This is a genomic window from Pedobacter zeaxanthinifaciens (genome assembly GCF_003313335.1).
Classification (GTDB): domain Bacteria; phylum Bacteroidota; class Bacteroidia; order Sphingobacteriales; family Sphingobacteriaceae; genus Pedobacter; species Pedobacter zeaxanthinifaciens.
This window is the reverse complement of the sequence record NZ_QMHP01000018.1, coordinates 5,218-30,235: the sequence shown is the minus strand read 5'-3', so window position 1 is coordinate 30,235 and position 25,018 is coordinate 5,218. Positions and strand designations below refer to the sequence as shown.

The 25,018-nt window shown below is 38.2% G+C and carries 25 protein-coding genes; 17 read left to right on the top strand and 8 right to left on the bottom strand.

The features are described 5' to 3' along the window. Nucleotides 1–55 precede the first annotated feature (55 nt). From DUT68_RS18090 to DUT68_RS18050, 9 genes are all read left to right on the top strand, one after another. The gene (locus tag DUT68_RS18090; protein ID WP_113639646.1) at nucleotides 56–1,012 is read left to right on the top strand and encodes a transketolase family protein; all 957 of its coding nucleotides are present in this window, start codon (nucleotides 56–58) and stop codon (nucleotides 1,010–1,012) included. A gap of 91 nt (nucleotides 1,013–1,103) precedes the next feature. After that, nucleotides 1,104–1,655, top strand: coding sequence for an RNA polymerase sigma factor (locus tag DUT68_RS18085; RefSeq protein ID WP_113639645.1), 552 nt, complete (start codon nucleotides 1,104–1,106; stop codon nucleotides 1,653–1,655). A 39-nt stretch (nucleotides 1,656–1,694) separates the two neighbouring features. Next, nucleotides 1,695–2,306 (top strand): hypothetical protein, encoded by a 612-nt coding sequence (locus tag DUT68_RS18080; protein WP_113639644.1) that lies wholly within the window; start codon nucleotides 1,695–1,697, stop codon nucleotides 2,304–2,306. A gap of 59 nt (nucleotides 2,307–2,365) precedes the next feature. Further along, nucleotides 2,366–2,833, top strand: a complete 468-nt coding sequence (locus DUT68_RS18075) for a periplasmic heavy metal sensor (protein WP_113639643.1) — start codon at nucleotides 2,366–2,368, stop codon at nucleotides 2,831–2,833. A 102-nt stretch (nucleotides 2,834–2,935) separates the two neighbouring features. After that, nucleotides 2,936–4,141 carry an aspartate aminotransferase family protein gene (locus DUT68_RS18070; protein WP_113639642.1) on the top strand — a complete coding sequence of 402 codons (1,206 nt, stop codon included), beginning with the start codon at nucleotides 2,936–2,938 and terminating at the stop codon, nucleotides 4,139–4,141. A 6-nt stretch (nucleotides 4,142–4,147) separates the two neighbouring features. Beyond that, complete coding sequence (locus tag DUT68_RS18065) at nucleotides 4,148–4,825, top strand: response regulator transcription factor (protein ID WP_113639641.1); 678 nt, start codon at nucleotides 4,148–4,150, stop codon at nucleotides 4,823–4,825. A 10-nt stretch (nucleotides 4,826–4,835) separates the two neighbouring features. Next, the gene (locus DUT68_RS18060) at nucleotides 4,836–6,164 is read left to right on the top strand and encodes a sensor histidine kinase (RefSeq protein ID WP_113639640.1); all 1,329 of its coding nucleotides are present in this window, start codon (nucleotides 4,836–4,838) and stop codon (nucleotides 6,162–6,164) included. Nucleotides 6,165–6,287: 123 nt separating this feature from the next. Then, nucleotides 6,288–6,494 (top strand): hypothetical protein, encoded by a 207-nt coding sequence (locus DUT68_RS18055; protein WP_113639639.1) that lies wholly within the window; start codon nucleotides 6,288–6,290, stop codon nucleotides 6,492–6,494. Nucleotides 6,495–6,567: 73 nt separating this feature from the next. Then, the gene (locus DUT68_RS18050; RefSeq protein WP_370738899.1) at nucleotides 6,568–6,936 is read left to right on the top strand and encodes a GNAT family N-acetyltransferase; all 369 of its coding nucleotides are present in this window, start codon (nucleotides 6,568–6,570) and stop codon (nucleotides 6,934–6,936) included. A 45-nt stretch (nucleotides 6,937–6,981) separates the two neighbouring features. Here the strand turns inward: DUT68_RS18050 and DUT68_RS18045 are convergent, their stop codons facing one another. Beyond that, nucleotides 6,982–7,914, bottom strand: coding sequence for a DUF3078 domain-containing protein (locus DUT68_RS18045; RefSeq protein ID WP_113639638.1), 933 nt, complete (start codon nucleotides 7,912–7,914; stop codon nucleotides 6,982–6,984). 58 nt (nucleotides 7,915–7,972) lie between these two features. Between DUT68_RS18045 and DUT68_RS18040 the strand changes: the two genes are divergently transcribed. The 4 genes from DUT68_RS18040 (at nucleotide 7,973) to DUT68_RS18030 (ending at nucleotide 10,154) form a co-directional block, all read left to right on the top strand. Further along, entirely contained in the window at nucleotides 7,973–8,893 is a 921-nt protein-coding gene (locus DUT68_RS18040) for a DUF58 domain-containing protein (RefSeq protein WP_113639637.1), read from the top strand. 111 nt (nucleotides 8,894–9,004) lie between these two features. Continuing rightward, the gene (locus tag DUT68_RS18515; protein ID WP_214608411.1) at nucleotides 9,005–9,136 is read left to right on the top strand and encodes a GyrI-like domain-containing protein; all 132 of its coding nucleotides are present in this window, start codon (nucleotides 9,005–9,007) and stop codon (nucleotides 9,134–9,136) included. Continuing rightward, entirely contained in the window at nucleotides 9,137–9,478 is a 342-nt protein-coding gene (locus DUT68_RS18035; RefSeq protein ID WP_198659640.1) for a GyrI-like domain-containing protein, read from the top strand. A 52-nt stretch (nucleotides 9,479–9,530) separates the two neighbouring features. Further along, nucleotides 9,531–10,154, top strand: a complete 624-nt coding sequence (locus DUT68_RS18030; RefSeq protein WP_113639636.1) for a Crp/Fnr family transcriptional regulator — start codon at nucleotides 9,531–9,533, stop codon at nucleotides 10,152–10,154. A 79-nt stretch (nucleotides 10,155–10,233) separates the two neighbouring features. On the opposite strand, the gene trxA is transcribed toward DUT68_RS18030, so the two are convergent. Together trxA and dnaE are read right to left on the bottom strand one after the other, a co-directional pair. Then, a complete protein-coding gene (trxA, locus tag DUT68_RS18025) occupies nucleotides 10,234–10,551 on the bottom strand; it encodes a thioredoxin (RefSeq protein WP_113639635.1) in 318 nt (105 codons plus the stop codon). Between the two features lie 269 nt (nucleotides 10,552–10,820). Beyond that, the gene (dnaE, locus tag DUT68_RS18020; protein ID WP_113639634.1) at nucleotides 10,821–15,251 is read right to left on the bottom strand and encodes a DNA polymerase III subunit alpha; all 4,431 of its coding nucleotides are present in this window, start codon (nucleotides 15,249–15,251) and stop codon (nucleotides 10,821–10,823) included. 176 nt (nucleotides 15,252–15,427) lie between these two features. Here dnaE and DUT68_RS18015 point away from each other — a divergent pair, with 176 nt between their 5' ends. After that, nucleotides 15,428–17,191, top strand: a complete 1,764-nt coding sequence (locus tag DUT68_RS18015; RefSeq protein ID WP_113639633.1) for a sensor histidine kinase — start codon at nucleotides 15,428–15,430, stop codon at nucleotides 17,189–17,191. 111 nt (nucleotides 17,192–17,302) lie between these two features. Here DUT68_RS18015 and DUT68_RS18010 read toward each other — a convergent pair whose 3' ends face one another. Further along, a complete protein-coding gene (locus DUT68_RS18010) occupies nucleotides 17,303–17,602 on the bottom strand; it encodes a hypothetical protein (protein ID WP_113639632.1) in 300 nt (99 codons plus the stop codon). A gap of 119 nt (nucleotides 17,603–17,721) precedes the next feature. Here DUT68_RS18010 and DUT68_RS18005 point away from each other — a divergent pair, with 119 nt between their 5' ends. After that, nucleotides 17,722–18,861 (top strand): tetratricopeptide repeat protein, encoded by a 1,140-nt coding sequence (locus DUT68_RS18005; protein WP_113639631.1) that lies wholly within the window; start codon nucleotides 17,722–17,724, stop codon nucleotides 18,859–18,861. A 3-nt stretch (nucleotides 18,862–18,864) separates the two neighbouring features. Here DUT68_RS18005 and DUT68_RS18000 read toward each other — a convergent pair whose 3' ends face one another. Genes DUT68_RS18000 through accC form a run of 3 tightly spaced genes read right to left on the bottom strand, consistent with a single transcriptional unit; the run spans nucleotide 18,865 to nucleotide 21,480 of the window. Continuing rightward, nucleotides 18,865–19,332: a DUF4268 domain-containing protein gene (locus tag DUT68_RS18000; protein ID WP_113639630.1), complete on the bottom strand. Its 468-nt coding sequence runs from the start codon at nucleotides 19,330–19,332 to the stop codon at nucleotides 18,865–18,867. Between the two features lie 34 nt (nucleotides 19,333–19,366). Further along, nucleotides 19,367–19,954 (bottom strand): riboflavin synthase, encoded by a 588-nt coding sequence (locus DUT68_RS17995; RefSeq protein WP_113639629.1) that lies wholly within the window; start codon nucleotides 19,952–19,954, stop codon nucleotides 19,367–19,369. A gap of 38 nt (nucleotides 19,955–19,992) precedes the next feature. Beyond that, nucleotides 19,993–21,480: an acetyl-CoA carboxylase biotin carboxylase subunit gene (gene accC / locus DUT68_RS17990; protein ID WP_113639628.1), complete on the bottom strand. Its 1,488-nt coding sequence runs from the start codon at nucleotides 21,478–21,480 to the stop codon at nucleotides 19,993–19,995. Between the two features lie 337 nt (nucleotides 21,481–21,817). On the opposite strand from accC, the gene DUT68_RS17985 reads away from it, so the two are divergent. After that, a complete protein-coding gene (locus tag DUT68_RS17985; protein ID WP_113639627.1) occupies nucleotides 21,818–22,258 on the top strand; it encodes a DUF2721 domain-containing protein in 441 nt (146 codons plus the stop codon). 54 nt (nucleotides 22,259–22,312) lie between these two features. Here the strand turns inward: DUT68_RS17985 and DUT68_RS17980 are convergent, their stop codons facing one another. Continuing rightward, nucleotides 22,313–23,335, bottom strand: coding sequence for a threonine aldolase family protein (locus tag DUT68_RS17980; RefSeq protein ID WP_113639626.1), 1,023 nt, complete (start codon nucleotides 23,333–23,335; stop codon nucleotides 22,313–22,315). Nucleotides 23,336–23,870: 535 nt separating this feature from the next. Here DUT68_RS17980 and DUT68_RS17975 point away from each other — a divergent pair. Beyond that, nucleotides 23,871–24,722: a BadF/BadG/BcrA/BcrD ATPase family protein gene (locus DUT68_RS17975; RefSeq protein ID WP_113639625.1), complete on the top strand. Its 852-nt coding sequence runs from the start codon at nucleotides 23,871–23,873 to the stop codon at nucleotides 24,720–24,722. Nucleotides 24,723–25,018: the final 296 nt, after the last annotated feature.

The following is a 25,018-nucleotide window of genomic DNA, read 5'->3' as shown; positions in this document are numbered from 1 at the left end:
ACTGGGATTAACAAATTCACATTTTAAATTTAACAGCCCTTAATGGGTTTGGGGTATGAAAAAATATACTTATACAGATAAAAAAGATACTCGCTCTGGTTTCGGAGCCGGACTGCATGAAGCAGGTAAAAGAAACGAAAATGTTGTGGCGCTTTGTGCTGATTTAGTTGGCTCCCTCAAAATGGATGCTTTCATTAAAGATTTTCCTGAACGCTTTTTCCAAATTGGAATTGCAGAAGCTAACATGATGGGTATTGCTGCTGGATTAACCATTGGAGGAAAAATTCCATTCACAGGAACTTTTGCCAACTTTTCAACCGGAAGGGTGTACGATCAAATCAGACAATCTATCGCTTACTCTGGCAAAAACGTAAAAATATGTGCATCGCATGCTGGATTAACCTTAGGTGAAGATGGCGCAACACACCAAATTCTTGAAGATATTGGTTTAATGAAGATGCTGCCAGGCATGACCGTGATTAACCCTTGCGATTACAATCAAACTAAAGCTGCTACTTTGGCCATAATGGATCATGAAGGCCCTGTGTATTTACGTTTTGGACGTCCAGTAATTCCTGTTTTTACTTCTGAGGATCAAAAATTTGAAATTGGTAAGGCTTGGATGGTAAACGAGGGCAAAGACGTTACCATTGTTGCAACCGGACACATGGTTTGGAGAGCTATACAGGCTGGCGAAGAGTTAGAAAAGCTAGGCATCGACGCAGAAATAATAAATATCCACACTATTAAACCTTTGGACGAAGAAGCTATCTTAAAATCAGTTAAAAAAACCGGTTGTATTGTGACTTGCGAAGAGCATAATAAACTTGGTGGTTTGGGAGAAAGCATTGCTCATCTTTTAACTACTACTTATTTAGCACCGCAGGAGTTTGTAGCTGTTAATGATAGTTTCGGCGAGAGCGGTACTCCGGATCAATTAATGACAAAATACAAGCTAGACCCATCTGATATCGTTGCTGCTGCGCAAAAAGTGATTTCTAGAAAAGGTTAAGCATATTACCATAAAGACATGAAGCACACTCGGCGTTATATCGCACTTTGTGGTGTTTGTGTCTTTATGGTTTACCACATTATAGCATAAAATGAAACAAGTTGACGACGCAGAGATCCTCTCTAAGTTTAATGATGAAAAAACTCGCAATACCGGTTTCAACTTGCTTTTACAAAAATATCAGCAAAAAATATATTGGCATATTCGCCGCTTGGTAATCGACCATGACGATGCTGATGATTTGGTACAGGAAACTTTCGTAAAAGTTTGGAAGAACCTGCAAAACTTCAGGGCCGATTCCCAACTTTACACCTGGATTTACCGGATTGCTACCAATGAATCTATCACCTTCCTCAACAAGAAGAAAAACAAAAACAATATTTCGTTAGATGATGTGGACACCGACCTTTCGGAAACGCTAGCTTCATCTACATATTTCGATGGTGATAAAATACAGCGAAAATTACAGAACGCCATCCTTACCTTGCCCGAAAAACAACGCATCATTTTCAACATGAAGTACTTTGACGATATGAAGTACGAGGAAATATCAGAGGTGTTAGGCACAAGTGTTGGCGCACTGAAGGCATCGTTCCATATAGCGGTTAAAAAAATCGAAACAATTTTATTAAATCAAGATTGATATTAAACCTTTTAGCTAAAAAAGCATCAATAAATACATATGAATAAAATGGCCGACAATATGGAATGGGAAAACGAAGCGCCAGAACTAGCAAAACTGGAAAAGAAAAACCCTTTTACAGTACCTGCTCATTATTTTGATGAATTAAGTGAGCGTACGCAAAGCTTAATTTTTATTGAGTCTTTAAAACGTGAAGGAAACTCGGGCTTTGAAGTCCCTGCCAATTATTTTAAAACCCTTGAAGAGCAGATTAATAGCAGGTTAACTATTGAGCAACTAACTGCTACTAGCGAGAGTGGCTTTAAAGTTCCTGATGGGTATTTCAATCAGCTGCAAAGCAACATTGTAGCAAAAACCAAGTCGACCAAAACAGTTAAGCTTTGGCATAAGCCTTTGTTCAAGTATGCAGTTTCTGCTTGTTTGGTATTGGCTTCTACAACAGGTTGGTTTGCTAATAAACAATATCAAGAAACTAAGCTGCGCAACACTGAGCTGGCCAAAGAACAATTGCTTTACGACATTGATGAAAGCGTGATTTTGGAATATGTACAGGAAACGCAGAATACAAAAACTGCTAATGTATCTGATAGCGAGATGGAAAACTATATTTTGGATAATTTTTCCGCACACGAACTATCGAACAGTTTATAACAAATTGAAGATAAATCTACTAAACTAGTTTTATCGACAGAAAAAGAAAATTTTAACGAATGAAAAACTTATTTTTTGCCTTATTTATTTTCGTACCGAGCCTCCTATTTGCTCAGGGACCGAGGGGTGGAGGTGCAGGCGGTGGTGAAAAAATGGAAGCTCGAAAAGTAGCATTTCTAACCACCAAATTAGATCTTTCTGCTGAGGAAGCGAAAATATTTTGGCCCATCTACAACGATTATGTGAGAGAAATATCGGCTTTACGTAAGGAACGTGTTCAAAAAATGATCAGTTTCCGCAAATTGAAAGAAATTGAAGATTTAGACGATGAAGAGATTCAAACACTGATTTTAAATGACTTTAGCTTTAGACAACGTGATTTGAATATTGAACGTAAGTATTACAATAAATTTAAAACAAGCCTACCTATAAAAACAGTAGGAAAATTCTACAGAGCGCAGGAAGCTTTCAAAAAGGAAATTTTACAACAATTTAGGGCTGGTGGGCCACCTCCTCCAGGCAATTAATTTTTGGTTAGGTTATTTTAAAAAGGATATCTGTAATGATATCCTTTTTTATTTAACGGCATTTTACAAAAAACTGACCATCAAATCCGCTAAATTTGCACCATGCTTACCAAACGTCAACTTTTTTTACAACATAACGCCCAAACTTCCCCTACTCCATTATTATTGGAATTTGTGAAAGCGAAAGGCGTGTATATCTACGACACTGAAGAGAAGGAATACATTGACCTAATTGCAGGGATTGGTGTAAGTAACGTTGGACACTGCCACCCAAATGTAGTAAGCGCAGTACAAAAGCAGGCCGAAACTTACATGCATTTGATGGTTTACGGTGAGTTTGTACAAACTCCGCAAGTGAATTTTGCAGCTGCCTTAGCTTCCGTTTTGCCACCTCAATTGAGTAGCACTTATTTTGTAAACTCTGGCGCCGAAGCAGTGGAAGGTGCAATGAAATTAGCTAAGCGCTACACCGGAAGAAAAGGCTTCGTATCGTGCTATAACGCTTATCACGGCAGTACACAAGGTGCCGAAAGCCTAATGAAAGGCAGTGATGGGGAATACTACTCGGTAGGTTATGGTCCGTTTTTACCACATGTAAGCTTTACCAACCATAATCAAATTAGTGATTTAGAGAAAATAACCACTGATACTGCCGCAGTGTTTGTGGAACCAGTACAAGGCGAAGCGGGTGTTAGGCCTGCCGACAAGCAGTACTTGGCCGCCTTGAGAAAAAGATGCGATGAAACAGGAGCCCTGCTTGTTTTTGACGAGATCCAGTCTGGCTTTGGAAGAACAGGAAAAATGTTTGCTTTTGAACATTATGACGTACAACCCGATATTCTTTTGCTGGCTAAGGGAATTGGTGGCGGTATGCCGATTGGCGCTTTCATCAGTTCGCTGGAAATCATGTCAGTATTATCCAATAATCCTATTTTAGGGCACATGACCACTTTTGGTGGGCATCCGGTATGCTGTGCAGCTGGATTAGCAACGTTAAATACTTTACTGCAAAATGAAATTATTAACGAAGTAGAAGCGAAAGGCGAATTATTTAAAGAACTTTTAAAACATCCAGCAATTACCGAGATTAGGGGCAAAGGATTAATGTTGGCGGTAGGTTTTGATAGTTTTGAAACCAACAAAGCAATTATTGACGCCTGCATTGAGGATGGAATTATTACCGATTGGTTTTTGTACTGTAGTGATGCCATGCGCATTGCCCCTCCACTAACCATAACTACAACCGAGATTGAAAAAGCATGTGCCATCATCTTGAAAAATATAGCGCTAATATGCCCTTCAAAATAAAATAATATGAACGTACTAATTGTTGAAGATGAAAAAAGCTTAGCCTTAGAAATCAATGATTTTTTGGGCAAAGAAGGCTATATCATTGAACATGCCCGTAAAAAAGCTTCGGCAGAGGAAAAAATACTCATCAACAATTACGATTTTATTTTGCTAGACCTCGGTTTACCTGACGGAGATGGATTTGAGCTACTTAAATTAATTAAGAGCCTAAAAAATAGAGATGATGCCATCATTATCCTCACCGCCAGAAGCGAAGTGGATGACAGAATTAAGGGATTAGAAGAAGGTGCTGATGATTACTTGCCTAAACCGTTCTCTTTAAATGAGCTGCTAGCCAGAATGCATGCGGTAACTCGCCGTAAACACAAATTCGAACGTAACGACATCAAAGTACATGATTTTGTACTAGACATTCAAAATCGTGCTGTTTCTTTTGATAACGAACGTATTCATCTCACCAAAAAAGAATACGAAATCTTAAATTATTTAGTGCTCAATAAAAACCGGGTGGTATCAAGAACCAGCCTTACGGAACATGTTTGGGGCGATATTTTGGAAATCAACTCAGATTCTAATTTTGTAGATGTACATGTAAAAAACCTTCGAAAAAAACTAAGCGTTTACGCCAAAACGGAATGGCTGGAAACGGTTAGAAGCGTTGGTTACAGAATTACACTTTAACTCGCTATAGATGAGGCTACAGGAGAAATTTACGCTATACAACGCTGTTACGAAGCTCATCCTTATCTTCGTTTTAGGAAGTATTATCCTGTTCTCTCTCGAAAAAATCTCCATACATCACCTCGATAACAGGTTGTTGAAAAAGGAAACTAAGCTCATTGAGAATTTGAGTGATAGCGAAGTAGACAGCCTACTAAACGCCCAGCAAACTTTTACCGATTATAATATTTTGAAGGATGAGTTTATTGTGCTAACGCCGCTTAATAATAAGTTAAAAGTAGATACGATTGCTAAATTTACCACTGGAGATAGGGAAATTGCTGGAGATATCGAAACGTATAGAATCCTTACCAAACAGTTTAAATACGAGGATAAATATTACGAGCTGAATTTGGGAACAACGGCCAGCGGTGCACTTTCTATTAAAAAATCACTGGGAATGTACATGTTAATCGTATTGATGGTTTCGCTTACCGTTACCTTAATTACTGATTATGCCTTCACCAGATTTCTACTAAAGCCATTTTATAAAATTGTAGACCAGAAGATCAACAAGGTTAATGACCCAACGGCGTTTGATTACAGCAAAATTGCGACCAGTACTGCTGATTTTGTGTTATTAGATGATAGCATCAACGGTTTAATGAAAAAATTGAGCGATTTGTTCTTGTTAGAAAAACAGTTTATCGCTAATGTATCGCATGAGCTGCTCACCCCTATTTCGATATTGAACGGCAGGTTAGAGAATATTTTAGCCTCTGAAAAACTCTCTGAAGAGCATGAAGAAAAGCTCCTAGCATCGCTAAAAACCTTAAGCCGACTTAAAGCCATCATCAATAGCTTACTCCTTATCTCCAAAATTGAGAATGAGCAATATGTGAAGACCAACCAAGTGAACATTGTAGAAGAGATCAACGACATTTACGAAGAACTTGAGGAACGAATTGCGGCAAAAAACCTGACCTACCAAAGTTTATTGCACGAAAATTTTGTATTTATAGGCAACAAAGCGCTGATTCACACCCTGCTGATGAATGTAATCAACAACGCGGTGAAGTATACCCCAGCTAATGGTACCATTACGCTAACTGACGAGATTAATACTGATTTTTACCGCCTCCACATTACCGATACTGGCGTTGGCATGGAATCAGAAATTTTGCAAAGGGTTTTTCAAAGGTTTGCCAGGGGGAACCATGATCATATTGGCGGCTCTGGTCTTGGCTTAGCTATAGCTAATAGCATTGCTAAATTTCACAACATTACGGTTAACATTTCCTCTAAAAAAGATGCTGGCACAACGGTATCCTTAACTTTCCCGCTAGCAAACTTGGCTTAGTTTAGGCTAATTCACGAGTTGAATTATTTTTTTAAGTAACTGCTAAACTTCATCATTTCTTCATTTGAGGTTTGGAACTTAGTATCATTAAATAACAACATTGTTCACTAAAACGACAAGAAAATGAAAACTGTAAAATTTTTAATGGTAGCCCTAGTAGCAGCATTTATGGTAAACGCAGCTAACGCACAAACTAAACCAGCAAAAGCTCCTGTAAAAGCTGTGGCAACCGCCAATACAGAAAAAAAAGCAGCTAAAGCGGAAGCAAAAGCTGACACCACCAAAAAAGTTGGACATAAAGCAGCAAAAACACACAAAAAAGTTAAATAAAAACAGCTTCCTTCACTAGCATTAGGGACTGTTTCAAAAGTTTAAACTTCATTTTTCGTTCGTCCGGTACACGATGATGAATAGAAGAACTTTTGAGATGGTCCCTTTTTTATTTTACAATTTGCCAAACCCAAGCTATATTTATTGTTTATTATTTACAATGGAAATTACACAACATAACGAAGACCGCAAAGGAAGCTTTAAAGCAGCAATTGATGGTGAACAGGCAGGCATGATGACTTATACCTGGGCTGGTTCAACTAAATTTATTATTGATCATACAGAAGTTAATCCAACATTTAAGGGTAAAGGGGTTGGGCAACAATTGGTAATGAAAGCCGTAGAATTTGCCAGAGCTAACAATCTAAAAATCATGCCGCTTTGCACTTTTGCTAAATCAGTTTTCGATAAAAATCCGGATATTGCCGACGTACTCTTTTAAGAAAACCCACCATTAATTGGCTCAATTTCAATTGATAATAGGAAATCAGTATTTACCAAATTTGTAGGTAAGCCCAACACCCAATGTTTCTTTTAACTGGAGCTTACCAATTTGATGATCGTCATAAAACAAATCGGCTGTTATTTGGGTAGAGATAAATTTATTTACTTTCATGTCCAATACGCCTGAATAAGACAAAACCATGTTTTTTGGCTTTTCAAGGTAGTTACTAAAAATCCCGAATCGGTTGTCAAGCAGGATATTTTCCATCAGTTTTACTTTATAGCGCCCACCAAAATAGGCTCCTAATTGATAAACCAAATTCTCATTAAAGTTTGCACCATAAGCATCAGTTAAAATGCCATCCCCATCGGGATCAAATACGCCTTTATCTGCAATGATGGTAAAACGTGAAGTAAGCGGGTGTACGCTCAACTGAAAGTTGTCATTTGGAACGTAATCAATTCCAGCACCAAATGTAATATAACCTGGAGCAAATGCATTTGATATATAACTTTGATTAGGCTTGCTGTAGTCATATCCCTTTGCAAATTGAGTACGCAAATTTAATGCTAAAGCACTATACCAAGCACTTTTACCCAATTGATAACCATACTTTGATGTTAAATCGAATACATCTTCTGCCTTGGTAGCTTTTCTATTTTCCTCAGATCTTAAACCGTAACCAGCTAGAACTCGATTTTCCCAGATGTTTTTACCTCGCTTTAAGTTAAACTCGTAGTCAACTCTAGCGGTTGACGCTACTGAATTAATGCCACCGGCAATCCAATTTGAAAATGCAGCTTGGTTTAGTAGTAATGTGTTAGTACCGCGAATGGTCCAACCTTCTTGTTTTTTTGCTGTGTCTAGTTTATTGGCTAATTTGGAGCTCTCGGTATTCACCTTACCCCCTTTAACGGACTGGGCATAGGTATAGCTAGCCAAAAAAGCACAAATGATCAATGGTAGATGTTTCATTTTATGTTTTTTTTTGAGCTACAAAGTTAATAAAAAAGTTTTTCGTTAGTTTTACTTTATGCAATTCCCGCTTAAACCAGAAGATATTAGGTTTGAAAGTAGCTTAGAACTTTTAGCCAGACAAGTAGTAGAAGGATTTATTACCGGCTTGCACAAAAGTCCATTTCACGGCTTTTCCGTGGAGTTTGCAGAGCATAGGCTTTACAACAATGGCGATAGCATAAAAAGTATTGATTGGAAATTATTCGCCAAAACAGACAAGCTTTTCAGTAAGCGATACGAGGAAGAAACTAATTTAAGATGTCAGTTTGTAATTGATATTTCGTCCTCCATGTATTTTCCGAATGATAAATACAATAAACTAACCTTTTCTGTACAAAGTACTGCGGCATTAATTTATCTACTCAAACGCCAAAGAGATGCGTTTGGCTTAAGCTTATTTGACGATGAACTTAAGCTCAATAGCAATGCTAAATCAACAAGCGTTCATCAAAAATTTCTATTCGCAAAGCTTGAGGAAGTATTATCGAGCACTAGACTGAATGTAAGAACAGATTTGCCTACGGCACTGCATCAAATCGCCGATTTAATCCATAAACGGTCTTTAGTAGTTATTTTCAGTGATATGTTTCAAACCGCTAACGGTTCAGATCAGTTGGAAAAGATCTTTGCAGCTTTGCAACATTTGAAATTCAATAAACATGAAGTAGTAGTTTTTAATGTGATAGATAAAACAAAAGAGCTAGATTTTGACTATGAAAATCGCCCTTATGAGTTTATTGATATGGAAACCGGGACAATACTTAAGGTTCATGCATCAAAAGTAAAAGACGCATATTTAAATCAAATGCATGAATTTAAAAAGAGCTTATCACTAAAATGTGCGCAATACAAAATAGATTTGGTTGATGCAGATATTAATGCAGGCTTTGATCAAATTTTAGAAGCATACCTGATTAAAAGGCAAAAAATGAGCTAAAAATTTCTTGCTAAGACTTCTCTTATTTAATTGAGATTATTAAAAACGAACTGCCATAGGGTTGTCACAACCGATGTTGAGCTTTGCATTTCAACATTTTAAATTAATCATATGCAACAGCAACACATCTCACAATTTAACATTATCGGCATTGCGGTACGCACTACCAACGCTAACGGACAATCAGGCATCGATATCGAAGCGCTTTGGGAAAAATTCTGGAAAGGGGAAATTCATCACTAAATTCCAAACAAAGTTGATAACGACATTTACGCTGTTTACACAGATTACGAAACAGATTATACGGGAGCTTACACTACCATCATTGGAGCCTCGGTAAGTTCATTAGAACAAATTCCTGATGGTTTTGTAGGTATCAGTATCGAGGCAAATCAATATGAAAACTTCATTTCTAAAGGTAAAATGCCAGAAGCTATTTTAAACACTTGGCTAGAAATATGGAAAGATGAAGCACTCCATTCACGAAGGGCTTACCATGCTGATTTTACCATTCATGGAGAGAAGTATTACCTAGGCGACCAAGCTGAAGTAAGTACTTTTATGTCTGTTAAACCTCAAACTTAGCTATCAAGCAATTAGCTGTAAGCATAATCATTTAAATGCTAACTTTACCCTTATGGACACTTTAGCACAGATTGCAGAATTTAAATCTTCGCCGCAGCTTTTAGAAAAACTTCAACAATTCAGCATTAAGAAAAACTATGCCGCCGGCGATGTTATCCTGAACGAAAATTCACATATCCGATCAATACCTATTGTAACGAAGGGTACTTTAAAAGTGATTCGTACCGAAGAAGATGGCCGCGAAATATTACTGTATTATATCAAAGCGGGCGAAAGTTGTATCATGTCCTTTTTAGGCGGATTGCATAATGAAACTAGCAAAGTTAAGGCTGAGGTAGAAGAAGATGCAGAAATTCTATTTCTCCCGGTAGATAAGGTATCTATTTTTATAAAAGAATATCCGCAGTGGCTGGATTATATTTTTAGGCTTTACCATAAACGCTTTGAAGAACTGTTAGATATTGTAAATGCCATCGCTTTTAAAAAGGTAGATGAACGTTTATTAGCCCTATTGCATAAAAAGAAAAGCCTAACAGGAAATGAAACGCTTCAAATTACGCATGAGCAACTAGCCAACGAACTTGGTACTGCCCGTGTAGTGGTATCTCGTTTACTCAAACAGTTAGAAGATAGCGGGCAAGTACAATTGGGACGGAATAAGATTGTTGTTTTATAGGCAAAAAAAATTCCGATGCAGATTGCATCGGAATTCTATTTTAAAGTCTGCCATGCAAGGACAGCACATTGATTCAATTTTATAATTGGCTATCTAATTTACCAGCCAATACCGATTTTGGCACTGCTCCAATTTGCTTATCAACTACTTGACCGCCTTTGAAATATAACAACGCTGGAATGTTACGGATACCGAATTGCATTGAAATTTGAGGGTTGTTGTCAACATTTACCTTACCTACTAAAGCTTTACCTTCGTATTCTTTAGCAATTTCTTCTACCACTGGACCAACCATACGGCAAGGACCGCACCACTCTGCCCAAAAATCTACCAAAACAGGTTTATCCGATTTTAATACTACTTCCTCGAAGTTAGCATCTGTTATTTCTAAAGCCATATTTAATTTTTTTATGTTACAAATATATTATCAATTCAAGTGCCATCAAAAGTGTAATGTCATTTTGACATTGTTTTGTTCATTGGGTCACTAGTTTATTGGTTCATTGGTTCACTGGTTCATTAGTTCATTGGTTCATTAGTTCATTAGTTCACTGGTTAATTGGTTCACTGGTTCATTGGTTAACTGATCCGTGAAAACTGATTACTGCTCACTAACCCCTAATCCCTGATAACTGACCCCTGATACCTGATACCAACCCCTTTTTCCTAATTCAACCTATAGTCCACGAAATTCAAATTCTTAATTTCATTTAAAAACTGATTACTTGGATTAATTCGTTGATTTTTCGAAGGCATTTCCAACTTCAAACCTTTCTCCACATCATAAACTTCGAAATTAAGCTTACAGTTTTGTGTTTCTGCACTTTCTTTATTTTCATCTAAAATAGCCTGTATTTGTTGCATAAAGCTATCGTTCAAAATTTCTATTGGAAACAACAAAGTAAGCGACTTAGTTAGTTTATCTCTCAAGCCAGAAAGCAAATCGATACTGGTAATTTTAAACTCCCAGTCGCCTTCCTTTCCAAAGCGCAAGCCCAGCTTACCACGAATTTGCAAGAAGTAGCCCTCTGTTAAAAACTGTTTGAATTTTAGGAAATCGTCCCCAAAAAGTGCAATTTCACAGCTATCATCGTAATCTTCAAAAACAAAAGTTCCGAAAGGTTTACCTGTTTTAGTAATACGCTGAGAAGCCATTGCCACCAACCCGCCAACTACCAATTCTCTATTTTTCAGCGTTTCAAACTCTGCCAAAACTTCCTCATTGCTATCGCCCATACGCACTTTGTTAATGATACTCAAATGCTTCACTTTATTGGCGCAGTAACGTTCCAATTCAAAGCGATAATCATCTAACGGATGTCCTGATAGGAAGATACCAATTGCATCTTTTTCGTACTTCAACTTGTCAATCAATCCCCATTCAGGTGTCATTGCAAAGGAAGGTTCTAAAATCAAATCTGCTTTTGAACCGCCAAACAACGACGATTGGGACGAATTCTGATTATTTTGAAAATCGTTAGCGTATTTGATCAGCTTCTCAATACCGTTAAGCTTATCGTTTGGTCCTATGAAAAAGTACTGTGCCCTGTTATAGCCAAAAGCATCAAAAGCACCACTGTACACAAAACTTTCATAAGCTTTTTTATTTACGATACGTGTATTAGAACGTTTGGCAAACTCAAAAATTGAGGTATATGGGCCATTAGCAGTCCGCTCTTCGATAATACTCTCTACAGCTTTATCTCCTACCCCTTTAACTGCAGATAAACCAAAACGTACTTCGCCTTTGGCATTTACCGAGAACTTCATTTCCGATTCGTTTACATCAGGGCCTAATACTGGCACTCCCATTTGCCTACATTCTTCCATGAAAAAAGCTACCTGCTTGATATCACTCATGTTGTTGGAAAGTACGGCAGCCATATATTCGGCAGGATAATGTGCCTTTAAGTACGCTGTTTGGTAGGCAATCCAAGCATAGCAGGTAGAGTGAGATTTGTTGAAAGCGTAAGACGCAAATGCTTCCCAGTCTTTCCAAATTTTTTCTAATGTAGCCGGAGCATGACCTTTTTCAGCAGCCTGCGCTACAAATTTAGGCTTCATTTTATCCAGTACATCCTTTTGCTTTTTACCCATGGCTTTACGCAGTACGTCGGCCTCACCTTTGGTAAAACCAGCCAACTTTTGAGATAAAAGCATTACCTGCTCTTGGTAAACCGTGATACCGTAAGTTTCTTTCAGATATTCTTCGCAAGCATCTAAATCGTACGTAATGGGTTCAATACCATGTTTACGCTTAACAAAACTTGGGATATACTCCATTGGTCCCGGACGGTAAAGTGCATTCATGGCAATTAAGTCGCCAAATACAGTAGGCTTTAATTCCTTCATGTACTTCTGCATACCCGGACTCTCGTACTGGAAAATACCTACCGTTTCACCACGTTGGAATAGCTCATAAGTTTTTACATCATCAATTGGAAAATTATCGGGATCCAAATCAATGTCATGACGCTTTTTAACCAGCTTAACGGTATCCTTTATTAGCGTTAATGTTTTTAACCCTAAAAAGTCCATTTTCAGCAAACCAGCACTTTCTACTACCGAGTTATCAAACTGGGTAACATACAAATCACTGTCTTTAGCTGTGGCTACCGGCACAAAATTGGTAATATCATCTGGTGTGATAATTACTCCACAGGCGTGGATACCCGTATTACGAACCGAACCTTCCAATACGATAGCTTGTTGAAGCGTTTCAGCAGCCAAATCTTTACCAGAAGCTAGTGCCTTTAACTGATTTACATTTTCATACTCATCGCCACGTAATGCATCCTTTAAAGCCTTATCTTCTAAATTGAATATTTTAGAAAGCTTCATGTTGGGCACCAACTTTGCCACTTTATCGGCCTCAAACAAAGGTAAATCAAGTACCCTTGCTGTATCACGTATAGATGATTTGGCAGCCATGGTACCGTAGGTAATAATTTGCGCCACCTGACTAGAGCCATATTTGTTGATCACATAATCCATTACCCTACCTCTACCCTCATCATCAAAGTCGATATCAATATCTGGCATGGATACACGATCTGGATTTAGGAAACGCTCAAAAAGAAGATCGTATTTAATAGGATCGATATTGGTGATACCCAAACAATACGCTACTGCTGAACCAGCTGCCGAACCACGACCCGGCCCAACTGACACATCTCTGTTTCTAGCTTCCGCGATGAAATCTTGTACAATCAAAAAATAACCTGGATAACCGGTTTTTTCAATAGTTGCCAGCTCAAAATCAAGTCGGTCGGTGATATCAGAAGTTAACTCGCCATATCGTTTTTGAGCACCTACATAAGTTAAATGACGTAAATACTTGTTTTCACCCCGTTTACCGCCGTCCACATCATCCTCTGCTACCAAAAACTCTTCAGGAATATCAAATTTTGGCAACAATACTTCCCTTGCCAATTTGTAACTTTCAATCTTATCAATTACCTCTTGGATATTTGTAATGGCATCAGGTAAATCCGCAAAAAGCGTCTTCATCTCTTCGCCTGATTTGAAGTAGTATTCGTGATTAGGCATTCCGTACCTAAATCCACGGCCTCTTCCAATTGGGGTGGCTAACTTTTCCGCATCTTTTACGCAAAGTAAAATATCGTGAGCATGGGCATCTTTTTTATTAACGTAATACGTATTATTGGTTGCTACAACCTTTACGCCATGCTGAGCAGCCATTTTAATGAGCACCTCGTTTACACGGTCTTCGTTTTCCTGACCGTGGCGCATTAATTCAATGTAAAGATCTTCACCAAATTGTTCTTTCCACCAAAGTAAAGCCTCCTCTGCTTGGCGCTCGCCCATGTTTAACACCTTGCTTGGCACCTCACCATAAAGGTTTCCGGTAAGCACAATCAAGTTATCTTTATATTGTTCAACAACTTGCTTATCAATCCTAGGCACATAATAAAAGCCTTTGGTGTAAGCAATAGATGACATTTTTGCCAAGTTGTGGTAACCTTGCTTGTTTTTCGCTAAAAACACAACTTGGTAACCATCATCTTTTCTGGTTTTATCTGTGTGATTTTCGCAAACAAAAAACTCCACACCTACAATTGGTTTAATTACCGTTGCAGTAGGCGCCTCTCCTTTCTCAATAGCGGCAGCATTTTTTGCTTCAGCTTCTTTATTATGACCTAAAACTGCGTTCACAAAATGGAATGCACCCATCATGTTCCCGTGGTCGGTTAAAGCCACTGCAGGCATTTGATGTGTTGCCGCAGCCTTTACCAAATCCTTCACGCCGATAGTACTTTGTAGCACCGAAAACTGCGTGTGGTTATGCAGATGCACAAAAGTAGCCTCGGCCAATAAAGCTTTATTATCTGCAAGAGTTTGTTTAGAAACGCCGCCAGTATCAGTACCTTTTTTCTTCCTTATCTCATCCGAAGCAGCTTTTAGGTTAATGTGCTGTAAACCTACCGGCTCAATTGGAAAAGGATTTGCCTCCTTAAATTTCAGGAAGTAATCCGTATCAACCTGTAGTTCATCCTTCGTAAAAACCTGTTGCTTGATAAGCTCTAAAAAACAACGAGTAGTGGCCTCCACATCGGCAGTAGCGTTGTGGGCTTCACCAAAAGGAACACCAAATAAATATTGATGTAGTTCGGTTAAGGTTGGCAACTTAAATTTTCCTCCCCTACCTCCCGGTATTTTAAGCAGGTCGGCAGTAATCTCGGTACAGGTATCCAATACAGGCATTTGAGCCAAGTTGTTTTCGACACCAAAACGATAGAGTTCGCAACCCATAATGTTAATATCGAAGCCAATATTTTGCCCGACTACAAATTTTGCCTTGGCCAAAACCTCATTAAACTTCTGTAGCACCTCAGCTAGCAGCACGCCTTGCTCAGTAGCTAATTCAGTTGAAATACCGTGAATACGTTCCGCATCATAAGGGATATTAAACCCTTCTGGTTTCACCAAATAATCCTGGTGTTCAACCAAATTTCCCATCTCGTCATGTAACTGCCACGCAATTTGTACACAACGCGGCCAGTTGTCCGTATCGGTAATTGGGGCATTAAAATTACGTGGCAAACCGGTGGTTTCTGTATCAAAAATTAAGTACATAGCTGAGATAATAAAGGATATCAAAATTAACTAAAAACTACTCGGCTTTAGTCACGAATTTATCAACATATGTAGGCTGGAGCGGTTGCCACAAGAGGCCCATTTTTTACTTTCGTTAGCAACTTTAAAATAACTACATTTACAACTTACAAGAATATAAGTATTCTTTTAACGCTATGAACCTAAACTTTAACGCCTACGGACTAGTTCTGTTGTTTTTTGGCGCTTTAATGGCCATTATGGCTGTGTATGTTTATCGCAGAGGGACAAGTGCAGTACGTTGGTTTGGTTTAATGATGGGTTCTAGCGCCATCTGGTCAATCACTTATGGCTTAGAGCTTTCTAGTTCCAACTTAGAGGAAATGTTATTCCTCATCAAATTTGAATACATAGGAATTGCCACATTACCCCTAAATTGGTTTTTATTTTGCTTGAGTTTTTGCGACAAGGAGTGTTGGTACAAAAAACCGCTCAATATCACTTTCTTATTGCTGCCTCCAGTGGCTACTTTAATCATGGTTTGGACCAATTCCTTCCATAATTTACATTACCAATCTGTAAAACTTGCTTTAGATGGGCCTTTTCCTATGGTAGATATTACGCCAGGGATATGGTATCGGATTTTTACGGTATATTTTTACATTTTATTGGCCTGCGGCTGTTATTTGATCATCATCAAGTTCAAGCATTCAGATTCTATTTACAGAAAACAGAATTACAGCATCCTGATTGCGGCACTCATTCCTTGGTTAGGCAACATCCTGTATTTAATCGGCGTTAGGCCAATTCACCATCTTGACATCACACCTTACAGTTTCATCTTTACCAACTTCTTAGTTTTTTTAGGCACTTACCGATTTAAGTTGTTTGACATTGTTCCTATTGCCAGAGAAAAAGTATTGGAACTGATGGATGACGGCTTTTTAATTTTAGATGAAAAGCTACGCATCATCGATTATAACGTTTCGCTATACAACTACACTACTTTTCCAGCAACGGAAAAAATGATTGGGCACACGGCCAAAGAAGTGCTTAGCGAACATCCAAGCCTGATTGAGCATATTGAAAATGGCTTTGTTGGAAAGGCCGAAATCCAATCGACCATTAATGGCGAGGTAAAATATTTTGAAGCCGAACTTTTGGTGCTAGACAAGAACAACATTAATGATGTAATCACCATCATTAAGCTGCAAGACCTTACTACCGCCAAAAAAGACGCTATGCTGGCTAAAGAACAGGCTTTGGAACTCGCAAAGGTAAATCAGCTAAAGGATCGAATTTTCTCCATTATTGCCCATGATTTGCGTGGCCCAATGGTAAACCTTTCAGAAGTGTTGAAAATGGTAGCCTTTAACGAGCTAAAAGATGAGGAGTTTAAAAACCTTGCTCCCACTTTAAGTAAGGACATTGTTTACACTACGGATTTATTAGAGAATGTTTTGCACTGGTCGCGGAGCCAATTGAAAGGCTTTGGAATTAACAAAGAGTTTTTTAATGTACGTAATGTGATTTTAAATGAGATCAATTACCATTTACCCTCAGCCAGTTTAAAGAAAATTCACATTATTCATGATGTGTTTCCCAATGAGGTGGCCTATGCCGATGTATTGATGTTCCAAATTGTGATTAGAAATATCCTCAACAATGCCATCAAATTTTGTAATGAAGGTTGTGAGATTTTGATTACGGCATCCTATCAAAATACTGGTATGATTAAAGTATGCATTAAAGACAACGGCGTTGGCATTCCCCACGATTTGCAAGAAAAGCTTTTTACGGATGAAAATATCAGCTCAAGAGGAACAAGAAACGAAAAAGGTACAGGTTTAGGTTTAATGATTTGCAAAGATTTTATGCAAAGAAACGGCGGGGATGTAACGGTAGACAGTACGGAAGGAGTAGGAAGTACATTTTGCATTACCGTACCGACAAAAGCATAAAAAAGGCCATTTTGCTATACTGAACTCGACTACAAAATACGTCCATACTTTAACAGCATCCAGTATCCGTGCCTTTCTGTTTAGCAAAACAGCCTATGTTTTTATTTGCCGTTATTTACCAACGGCCTCGTTAATGGCTTGGCGCTCTTTCAATTCATCAACATTGTTTTTACTACCAAACGTTTCCGTTTTAGTAGCAAAATAATCCAAAATGCTTTTGATAGAAGCTAGATTGTCCGCCACCCTTTGGTGCATATCAGGCAAATCCTGCTCTAATTTTTTATCACCAAGTTCTATATTATCAACTTCAATTTTTCCCATTTTTTGGATAACGGCTTGTTGTGAGTTTTGTAAGTCTTCCAATTCCCTCACAATTTTCTCCATTAACTCAAACTTTTTTAATGTTTCCATAAATTTTGCTTTTAATGATAAACTCTATAAAAAACCACTTAAAAAATATTTTGTTTGATTTTTTGCTGATTTATCAAGTAAAATTTGGATTAAAGTAAAACAACTAATAATTTAGTTGAATGAATAAATATTTGATTTTAATGCTCCTATGCTTTGTTTATGCACTTGGTTTCGCTCAACAAAACATCGACAAAGAAAAGCTATTGGAACTTTACCAAAGCCAACGTTATGCCGAGGCCGCAAGTTACTTAAGTAGCATTTACCCCTCCGAAACGTCAGATGTAAAGGCGCTTAATCAAATAGCTTATTGCAACATGATGGCCGGAAACTTGGTAGAGGCAGAAAAAAACTACCTCAGAATTAACGAGTTGTCGCCCATGCAATTACCGGTACTTTTTAACCTAGCAAATATCAACTCGAGGCGAGGTAATAACAAAAATGCCATTGGCTATTTACAGGAAATTATCAAAATTGACACTACGAACTTTAATGCCTATAAACGCCTAGCAGACTATACCGACAGCGTAGCACTCAAAATTAGGTACTTGCAAAAGGCCAATAAAATTAACCCTACCGAGGCAGATGTAGCCTACGATTTGGCAAGCGCTTATAAAAAGATGGAACTTTATGCACCTGCTTATTCGCTATTGAAAGTTGCTATAGCGGCTGATACAGGAAATTTAGTTTTACAGCAAGCCTTACTTCCTATCGCTAATTCATTGAAAAAGTACAATGAGGTTACCGCCATAGGCGAAAAACTATTATTGAATGATAAAAATGCGAAGGTAATGATGGATGTTGCAAAAGCCTATTTCTATCTTAAAAGTTATAAAAAAGCACTTACTTTTTATAAAGCAATTGAGGCTATGGACATGCAAAACGAACCCACTTTATACTTTACTTCTTTATGCTATCGCGAATTAAAAGATTATGATTTAGCCGCTAAATATGCAAAACTTACCATTACAGAAGGTATATCACGCAATACAGCAGCTTACTATAATTTGTTAGGTAGCATTTACGAAGAAAATGCACAGTTAAGTTCGGCTGTTAATGCTTTTAGAAAAGCTTTAAGTTTTGAACTTAACAAAAACAGCTATTACCGCATAGCTTTACTGTATGATTTAAAGCTAAAGCAAACTAAAAATGCAATAACCTATTATCAATTCTATTTAAAAAGGAAGGATTTAGATAAAGATGATCAAACGACCATTGACTACGTGAAAGGTAGACTGGAAGAGTTAACGAAGAAAAAGTGAAATTTAATTTAAAAGATCTTCAAATATCGGTTTCACATCTGTCCAAAATTCATCAAGCGCAATGATACGTGGCTTTAAAAAAGCAATAATATCTGGCCATTGCTGTTGATTGAATACGCTTACTTTGGGCAATATGCATTCAATACGCACTACCTGTTTACCGAAATTGTTAGTGCCGTGGAGCTGCCAGTTCCACACTTCATTTTGTAGTGTATTTTCAAACATCAGTTTAAATTCTTGAAACTGCTCAAAAAACAAAGCCCGTATACCGTCATCCGGATGCGCAAACTCAATCGCTATGCTGGCGAACTTCTGCTCGGCATCCATACGAAAAAAAAGATGTTTGATTCCTGTTTTGTAGTTGATCCAATTTACCGGCAAGCCTTCGGCACCTAAAATTGGCTTCATGTATTGGCCAAAGCTAATCCAAAACTGTTGCCTTAAACGTGCCGCCTCTTCTCTACTAAACATCAGTTAAGTTAAATTTTTCCAAAAAAGCGAGGAGTTAATTTTTGTTCATTAGGCGAGCCACATACTTGCCAATGATATCGAATTCCAAATTAACGATATCTCCCACCTTTACCTCATGCAGGTTAGTATGCTCATGTGTATAGGGAATGATGAAAACAGAAAACTCATCCTCAGCAGAATTTACCACCGTTAAACTGATGCCGTTCACACAAATAGATCCCTTTTCTACAGTCACGTTACCTTTTGAGGCATCATATTTAAATCTGTACTCCCAACTGCCATCCAATTCATCCACTAAAATGCAAGTAGCGGTCTGATCAACGTGACCTTGCACAATGTGACCATCTAAACGGGCATTCATCTGCATACAACGTTCCAAATTCACTTTTGCACCCTGTTTTAAATTGCCCAAGTTAGTTTTTTGTAGGGTCTCATCAATAGCCGTAACCGTATGTGAGTTTTCGTTTAAAGCCACCACCGTTAAGCAAACGCCGTTATGCGCTACACTTTGATCAATTTTTAATTGGTTACTAAAATCGGATTGGATAGTAAAATGGATGTTATCACCCTCTTCCCTAATTTCGTGTACAGTGCCTAAAGTTTCTATAATTCCGGTAAACATATATTTAAGTTAACAGGCAAATTAAAATTTCAATTTACCTAATACGTTCTTCTATTTTGCATCCAGTTACTTTTTTTCGTTGTTTCTGTAGCCGAAGCCTGTGTATTGTTTTGCTGCTTTTGTAACAATAAAACTGCTGTTAAAGCCGCAATCATTGCCTCTTCTTCTTTCTCATTTTTGAGACTGTCGGTAGTAAAGTATTTGTTTACAAAATGCGTATCAAACTTGCCCGAAACAAAGGCTGGATGTTGGATTACAAATTTACCAAAGCCTAAGGTAGTTTGTATTCCCGTAATGTCATATTCGTCAATTGCCCTAACCATTCGCTCAATAGCTTCTGTGCGGTCTTTACCAAAGGTGATGAGCTTGGCAATCATCGGATCGTAGTAAATAGGGATTTCCATTCCCTGTTCAAAACCATCATCTACCCTTACGCCATAGCCTTTTGGCGTTTGATAAGTTTGTAATTTGCCAATATCTGGCAGGAAATTATTCAATGGATCTTCGGCATAAACCCTTAATTCCATAGCATGACCACTGATTTTCAAGTCTTCTTGCTTAAAACTCAGTGCTTCTCCTTTGGCAATTTTAATTTGTTCCTTTACCAAATCTAAACCAGTAATCATTTCGGTAACTGGATGCTCCACTTGCAAACGGGTATTCATCTCCAAAAAGAAGAAATCCAAGTTTTCATCCAAAATGAACTCCACCGTACCGGCACCAACGTAACTTACAGATCTCGCTACATCTACAGCGCACTTACCCATTTTTTCTCGAATTTCTGGCGTAAGTACCGATGAAGGCGCTTCTTCTACCACTTTTTGATGACGACGCTGAACTGAACATTCGCGTTCAAAAAGATGCACGATATTTCCGTGAGTATCGCCTAAAACCTGAATTTCAATATGTCGCGGCGAGGTAACGTAACGCTCAATAAAAACTGCTCCATCGCCAAAAGCGGAAGTAGCTTCGCTAACTGCCAAATGCATTTGCTCTTCAAAATCATCTGCTTTTTCTACAATGCGCATCCCCTTGCCACCGCCGCCAGCAGCCGCCTTAATTAAAATTGGAAATCCAACTTCAATTGCTCTTTGCTTGGCTTCTTCAATATCGGTAATGGCTTCTTCCGTACCTGGCACCATGGGAATATTGTATTTCAAAGCTGCCGCCTTCGCCGATAGCTTATTGCCCATAACTTCCATTGCTTCTGGCGTTGGACCTATAAGCGTTAGTCCAGCATCTTTCACTTGTTGCGCAAAAGCTGGATTTTCCGACAGAAAGCCGTAACCCGGATGTATGGCTTGCGCACCCGTAAGTTTACAAGCATCAATAATTTTACTGCCTACTAAGTACGATTGGTTAGAAGGAGCTGGACCAATGCAAATGGCCTCGTCCGCATAACGCACATGAAGCGCATTCCTGTCTGCCTCCGAAAAAACAGCCACTGTTTTAATGCCCATTTCCTTTGCAGAACGCATGATACGCAAAGCGATTTCACCTCTATTAGCAACTAATATTTTATCCATACCGTAATATTTTTACACCTTTTGGTTGCGCCGCACAAGATGATGATTTTATTGAAAAACTGCAAATTTGTTGGTTGTTTGGTTTATTGGTTCACTAGTTCATTGGTCATTAGTTCATTGGTCATTAGTTCATTAGTTCATTGGTTCACTAATTCGTTGGTCATTGGTTCATTGGTCATTGGTCATTGGTCATTAGTTATTTGTTCATTGGTTATTGGTTCATTGGTTATTGGTTATTTGTCACCTAGGCTATTGTTTATTTTACTAACTTGTAACGGAATTTTTCGGATATCGGACGTTCCGACTTTCCGGCACCAAAAAAACTAACAAACCACCAATGCAACTCAGCTTAAATGTACCTGCGCTTTTCTTTCCTGCCATCAGCTTGATCATGTTGGCATACACAAATCGTTTTTTGGCCTTGGCTAGTTTGGTAAGGAGCCTTAAATCCAAATATGAAGAAACTGACAAAAATGCCGCCTTGCACAAACAAATCAAAAACCTGCGTTACCGATTGAAATTGATTAAAAATATGCAGGCTTTCGGCGTACTGAGTTTTGCTTGCTGTTTGTTTTGTATGCTATTTATCTATCTCGAAAATGCGTTTACCGCAGAAGTATTTTTTGCGCTGAGCTTATCTTTTTTTATGATTTCCTTACTGATTTCATTATTAGAAATACAATTGAGTACCAAGGCGCTTGAATTGGAACTGAGTTCTATTGAAGGCATAGATGGCGATTCCATTGTAACAAAAATCAAGAAAAAATTTGAGCACTAATAACGTTGAAGCTGACGCATTAAAAGTTAGATAGTTAGCCTTGAACTCACAACGCTAAATCGCCAATTTACTGATGACGTCAATTGTCTGATCGATCATTGCAGCGGAAATATCTAAATGCGTTACCAATCGTATCGTTTTATTAGATGTGGTATTGCATAGTATGCCTTTTTTGCCCAAAGCATGCACTACTTCATCTGCTTTAAAACCTTTAGCAACGTCAAAAAGCACAATATTGGTTTCCACCGGCATTACACTTTCAACGTAATTGGTTTCAGTTAGCGCTGCCGCTAAGGCTTTTGCATGCTGATGATCCTCCGCTAAACGTTGTACATGGTGATCTAAAGCATAAATTCCAGCAGCCGCTAAAAACCCCGCCTGACGCATACCTCCGCCAAGTACTTTCCTCACTCTTTTCGCTTGCTTAATCATCGCTGCAGAACCTAGCAACACCGAACCTACTGGCGCTCCCAAACCTTTAGATAAACAAATGGATATGCCATCAAAATACTGTCCGTAATCCGACGCCCTATCGCCAGTAGCAACCAATGCATTAAATAGCCTGGCGCCATCCAAATGCAATTTAATTCCCTTAACGGCACAAAGATGATGTATTGCCGCAATCTGATCTAACGTATAACATTTTCCGCCACCTTTATTTACGGTATTTTCCAGCACCACCAAACTACTTTTCGGATAGTGAATATTTTCTTCGTTAACTTCAGGCTCTATCATTTCGGGTGTTAAAATTCCGCGTTGGCCATGCAGCAACCTTACCGAAGCCATTGAATTATAAGCTATTCCACCACCTTCGTACCTGTACACGTGTGCAGTTTGGTCGCAAATTACTTCATCCATGGGTTGTGTAAAACACTTGATAGCAATTTGGTTGGTCATCGTTCCAGAAGGGCAAAACAAACCTGCTTCCATATGAAACATCGATGCCAATTTATGCTCCAGTTCATTTACTGTCTCATCCTCTCCATAAACATCGTCGCCAACTTTCGCACTCATCATTGCGGCCAACATCTCAGGTGTAGGCTTAGTTACGGTATCACTTCTAAAATCTATTTTCATGTTGTTAGTTCATTGGTTCATTGGTTCAATTGTTCATTAGTTCACTAGTTCATCGGTCTACTAGCTCAATTGTTCATTGGTTTATTGTTTCATTGGTTATTTTTATTAGCTCACTGCTTCCGGTCATTCCATCATCTAATTATCAAATTAGCTCATTATCCAATTGTCAAATCATCCAATTAGCTCATTATCCAATCATCACATTAAAACAATTATCTCATCATCAAAACCTCCCACCAAATATCTCATATTTCGCTACCAAAAAAATTATTTAATGAAAAAATTACACAGCTTCGTTTAACTTTTTTTCCACCGTTTTTTAGGATTTTTTAAAAATGTGGAAATCTCAAAAAACACCCTCAAATAGTGTAAAAATTACACTTTATTAAAAAACCGCCCTGATAATACGCAATCAAACGTTTGAAAGCCCCTTAGGTTAACTCATAAAAAACTTAATATTAATTTTTTATTTCCAATAAAGGCTGATATATTGCCAAACTTTTATACAAATTACACAACTTAACAAACCAAAAAAATGATACTTATTGCAGACGGTGGATCTACTAAAACCAACTGGTGTTTGATCAATGAGGCCGGTAGAAAAATCCATTTTAATACCGAGGGTTACAATCCTTATTTTGCAAAGCAAGACTACATTGAAAATTCGTTAAGAACCACTTTGCCGGACAATCTGGATGCTTCAAAACTGGAAGAAATTTACTACTATGGTGCTGGTTGCTCAACCGAAGCAAATAAAAAAATCGTGTCTGACGCCATGCAAAAGGTTTTTGTGAACGCTAAAATTTATGTAGACCACGATTTGCTAGCTTCTTGCCGTGCATTATTGGGCGATGAACCTGGTTTTGCCGCAATTTTAGGTACTGGAACCAACACTTGCTTGTACGATGGCAATGAAATTACGCTAAACATTGATTCACTTGGATATTTCCTTGGCGACGAAGGCAGTGGTAGCTATATCGGTAAACGCTTGTTGGCTGATTACATGAAAGGTTTTATGCCGAAAGGATTGAGCGAAAGTTTCTTCAACATTTACGGCTTAACTAACGAGGATATTTTCGACAATATTTACAACAAACCGCTTCCTAACCGTTTTTGCGCTAGTTTCAGTAAGTTTTTATACGATTTCAAAACCGTTTATCAGGAGTATACTGAAGATGTGGTTGATACGGCATTTACTGCTTTCTTTGAGAAATTGGTTACGCACTATCCTAACTACAAAAAACACTTGTTAAACGTGGTTGGTTCAGTTGGCTATAGTTTCAGAGACAGGTTAAGCGTAGTTGCTGATAAATATGAAATGGGCGTTGGAAAAATTATCCGTTCCCCAATAGATGACTTGGTTGATTACCACTTAAGCAAAAGATAATTTACTTCAAATTTAGAAGTTAACATAAGCCTCGAGGTAAACTTGAGGCTTTTTTCGTTTTGTAGGTTAAAAGGTAAAAGACAGATTCCTCCTAGCGTGGGAATGACAGCGAGTGGTGGAGTGGTGGAATGACAGCAAGTAGTAAAGTCGTAGAATGAGAGCGGATAGTAGCGCACTTTTTGAGTTTCGGGTAGTACGCTCCTCACCTGTCATCCTGAGCATAGCGAAGGATCTAAATAATGTGCTCTTCTGAACTTTGCGTTAAAATTCATTCTTAAATCTACGATAATCTGACC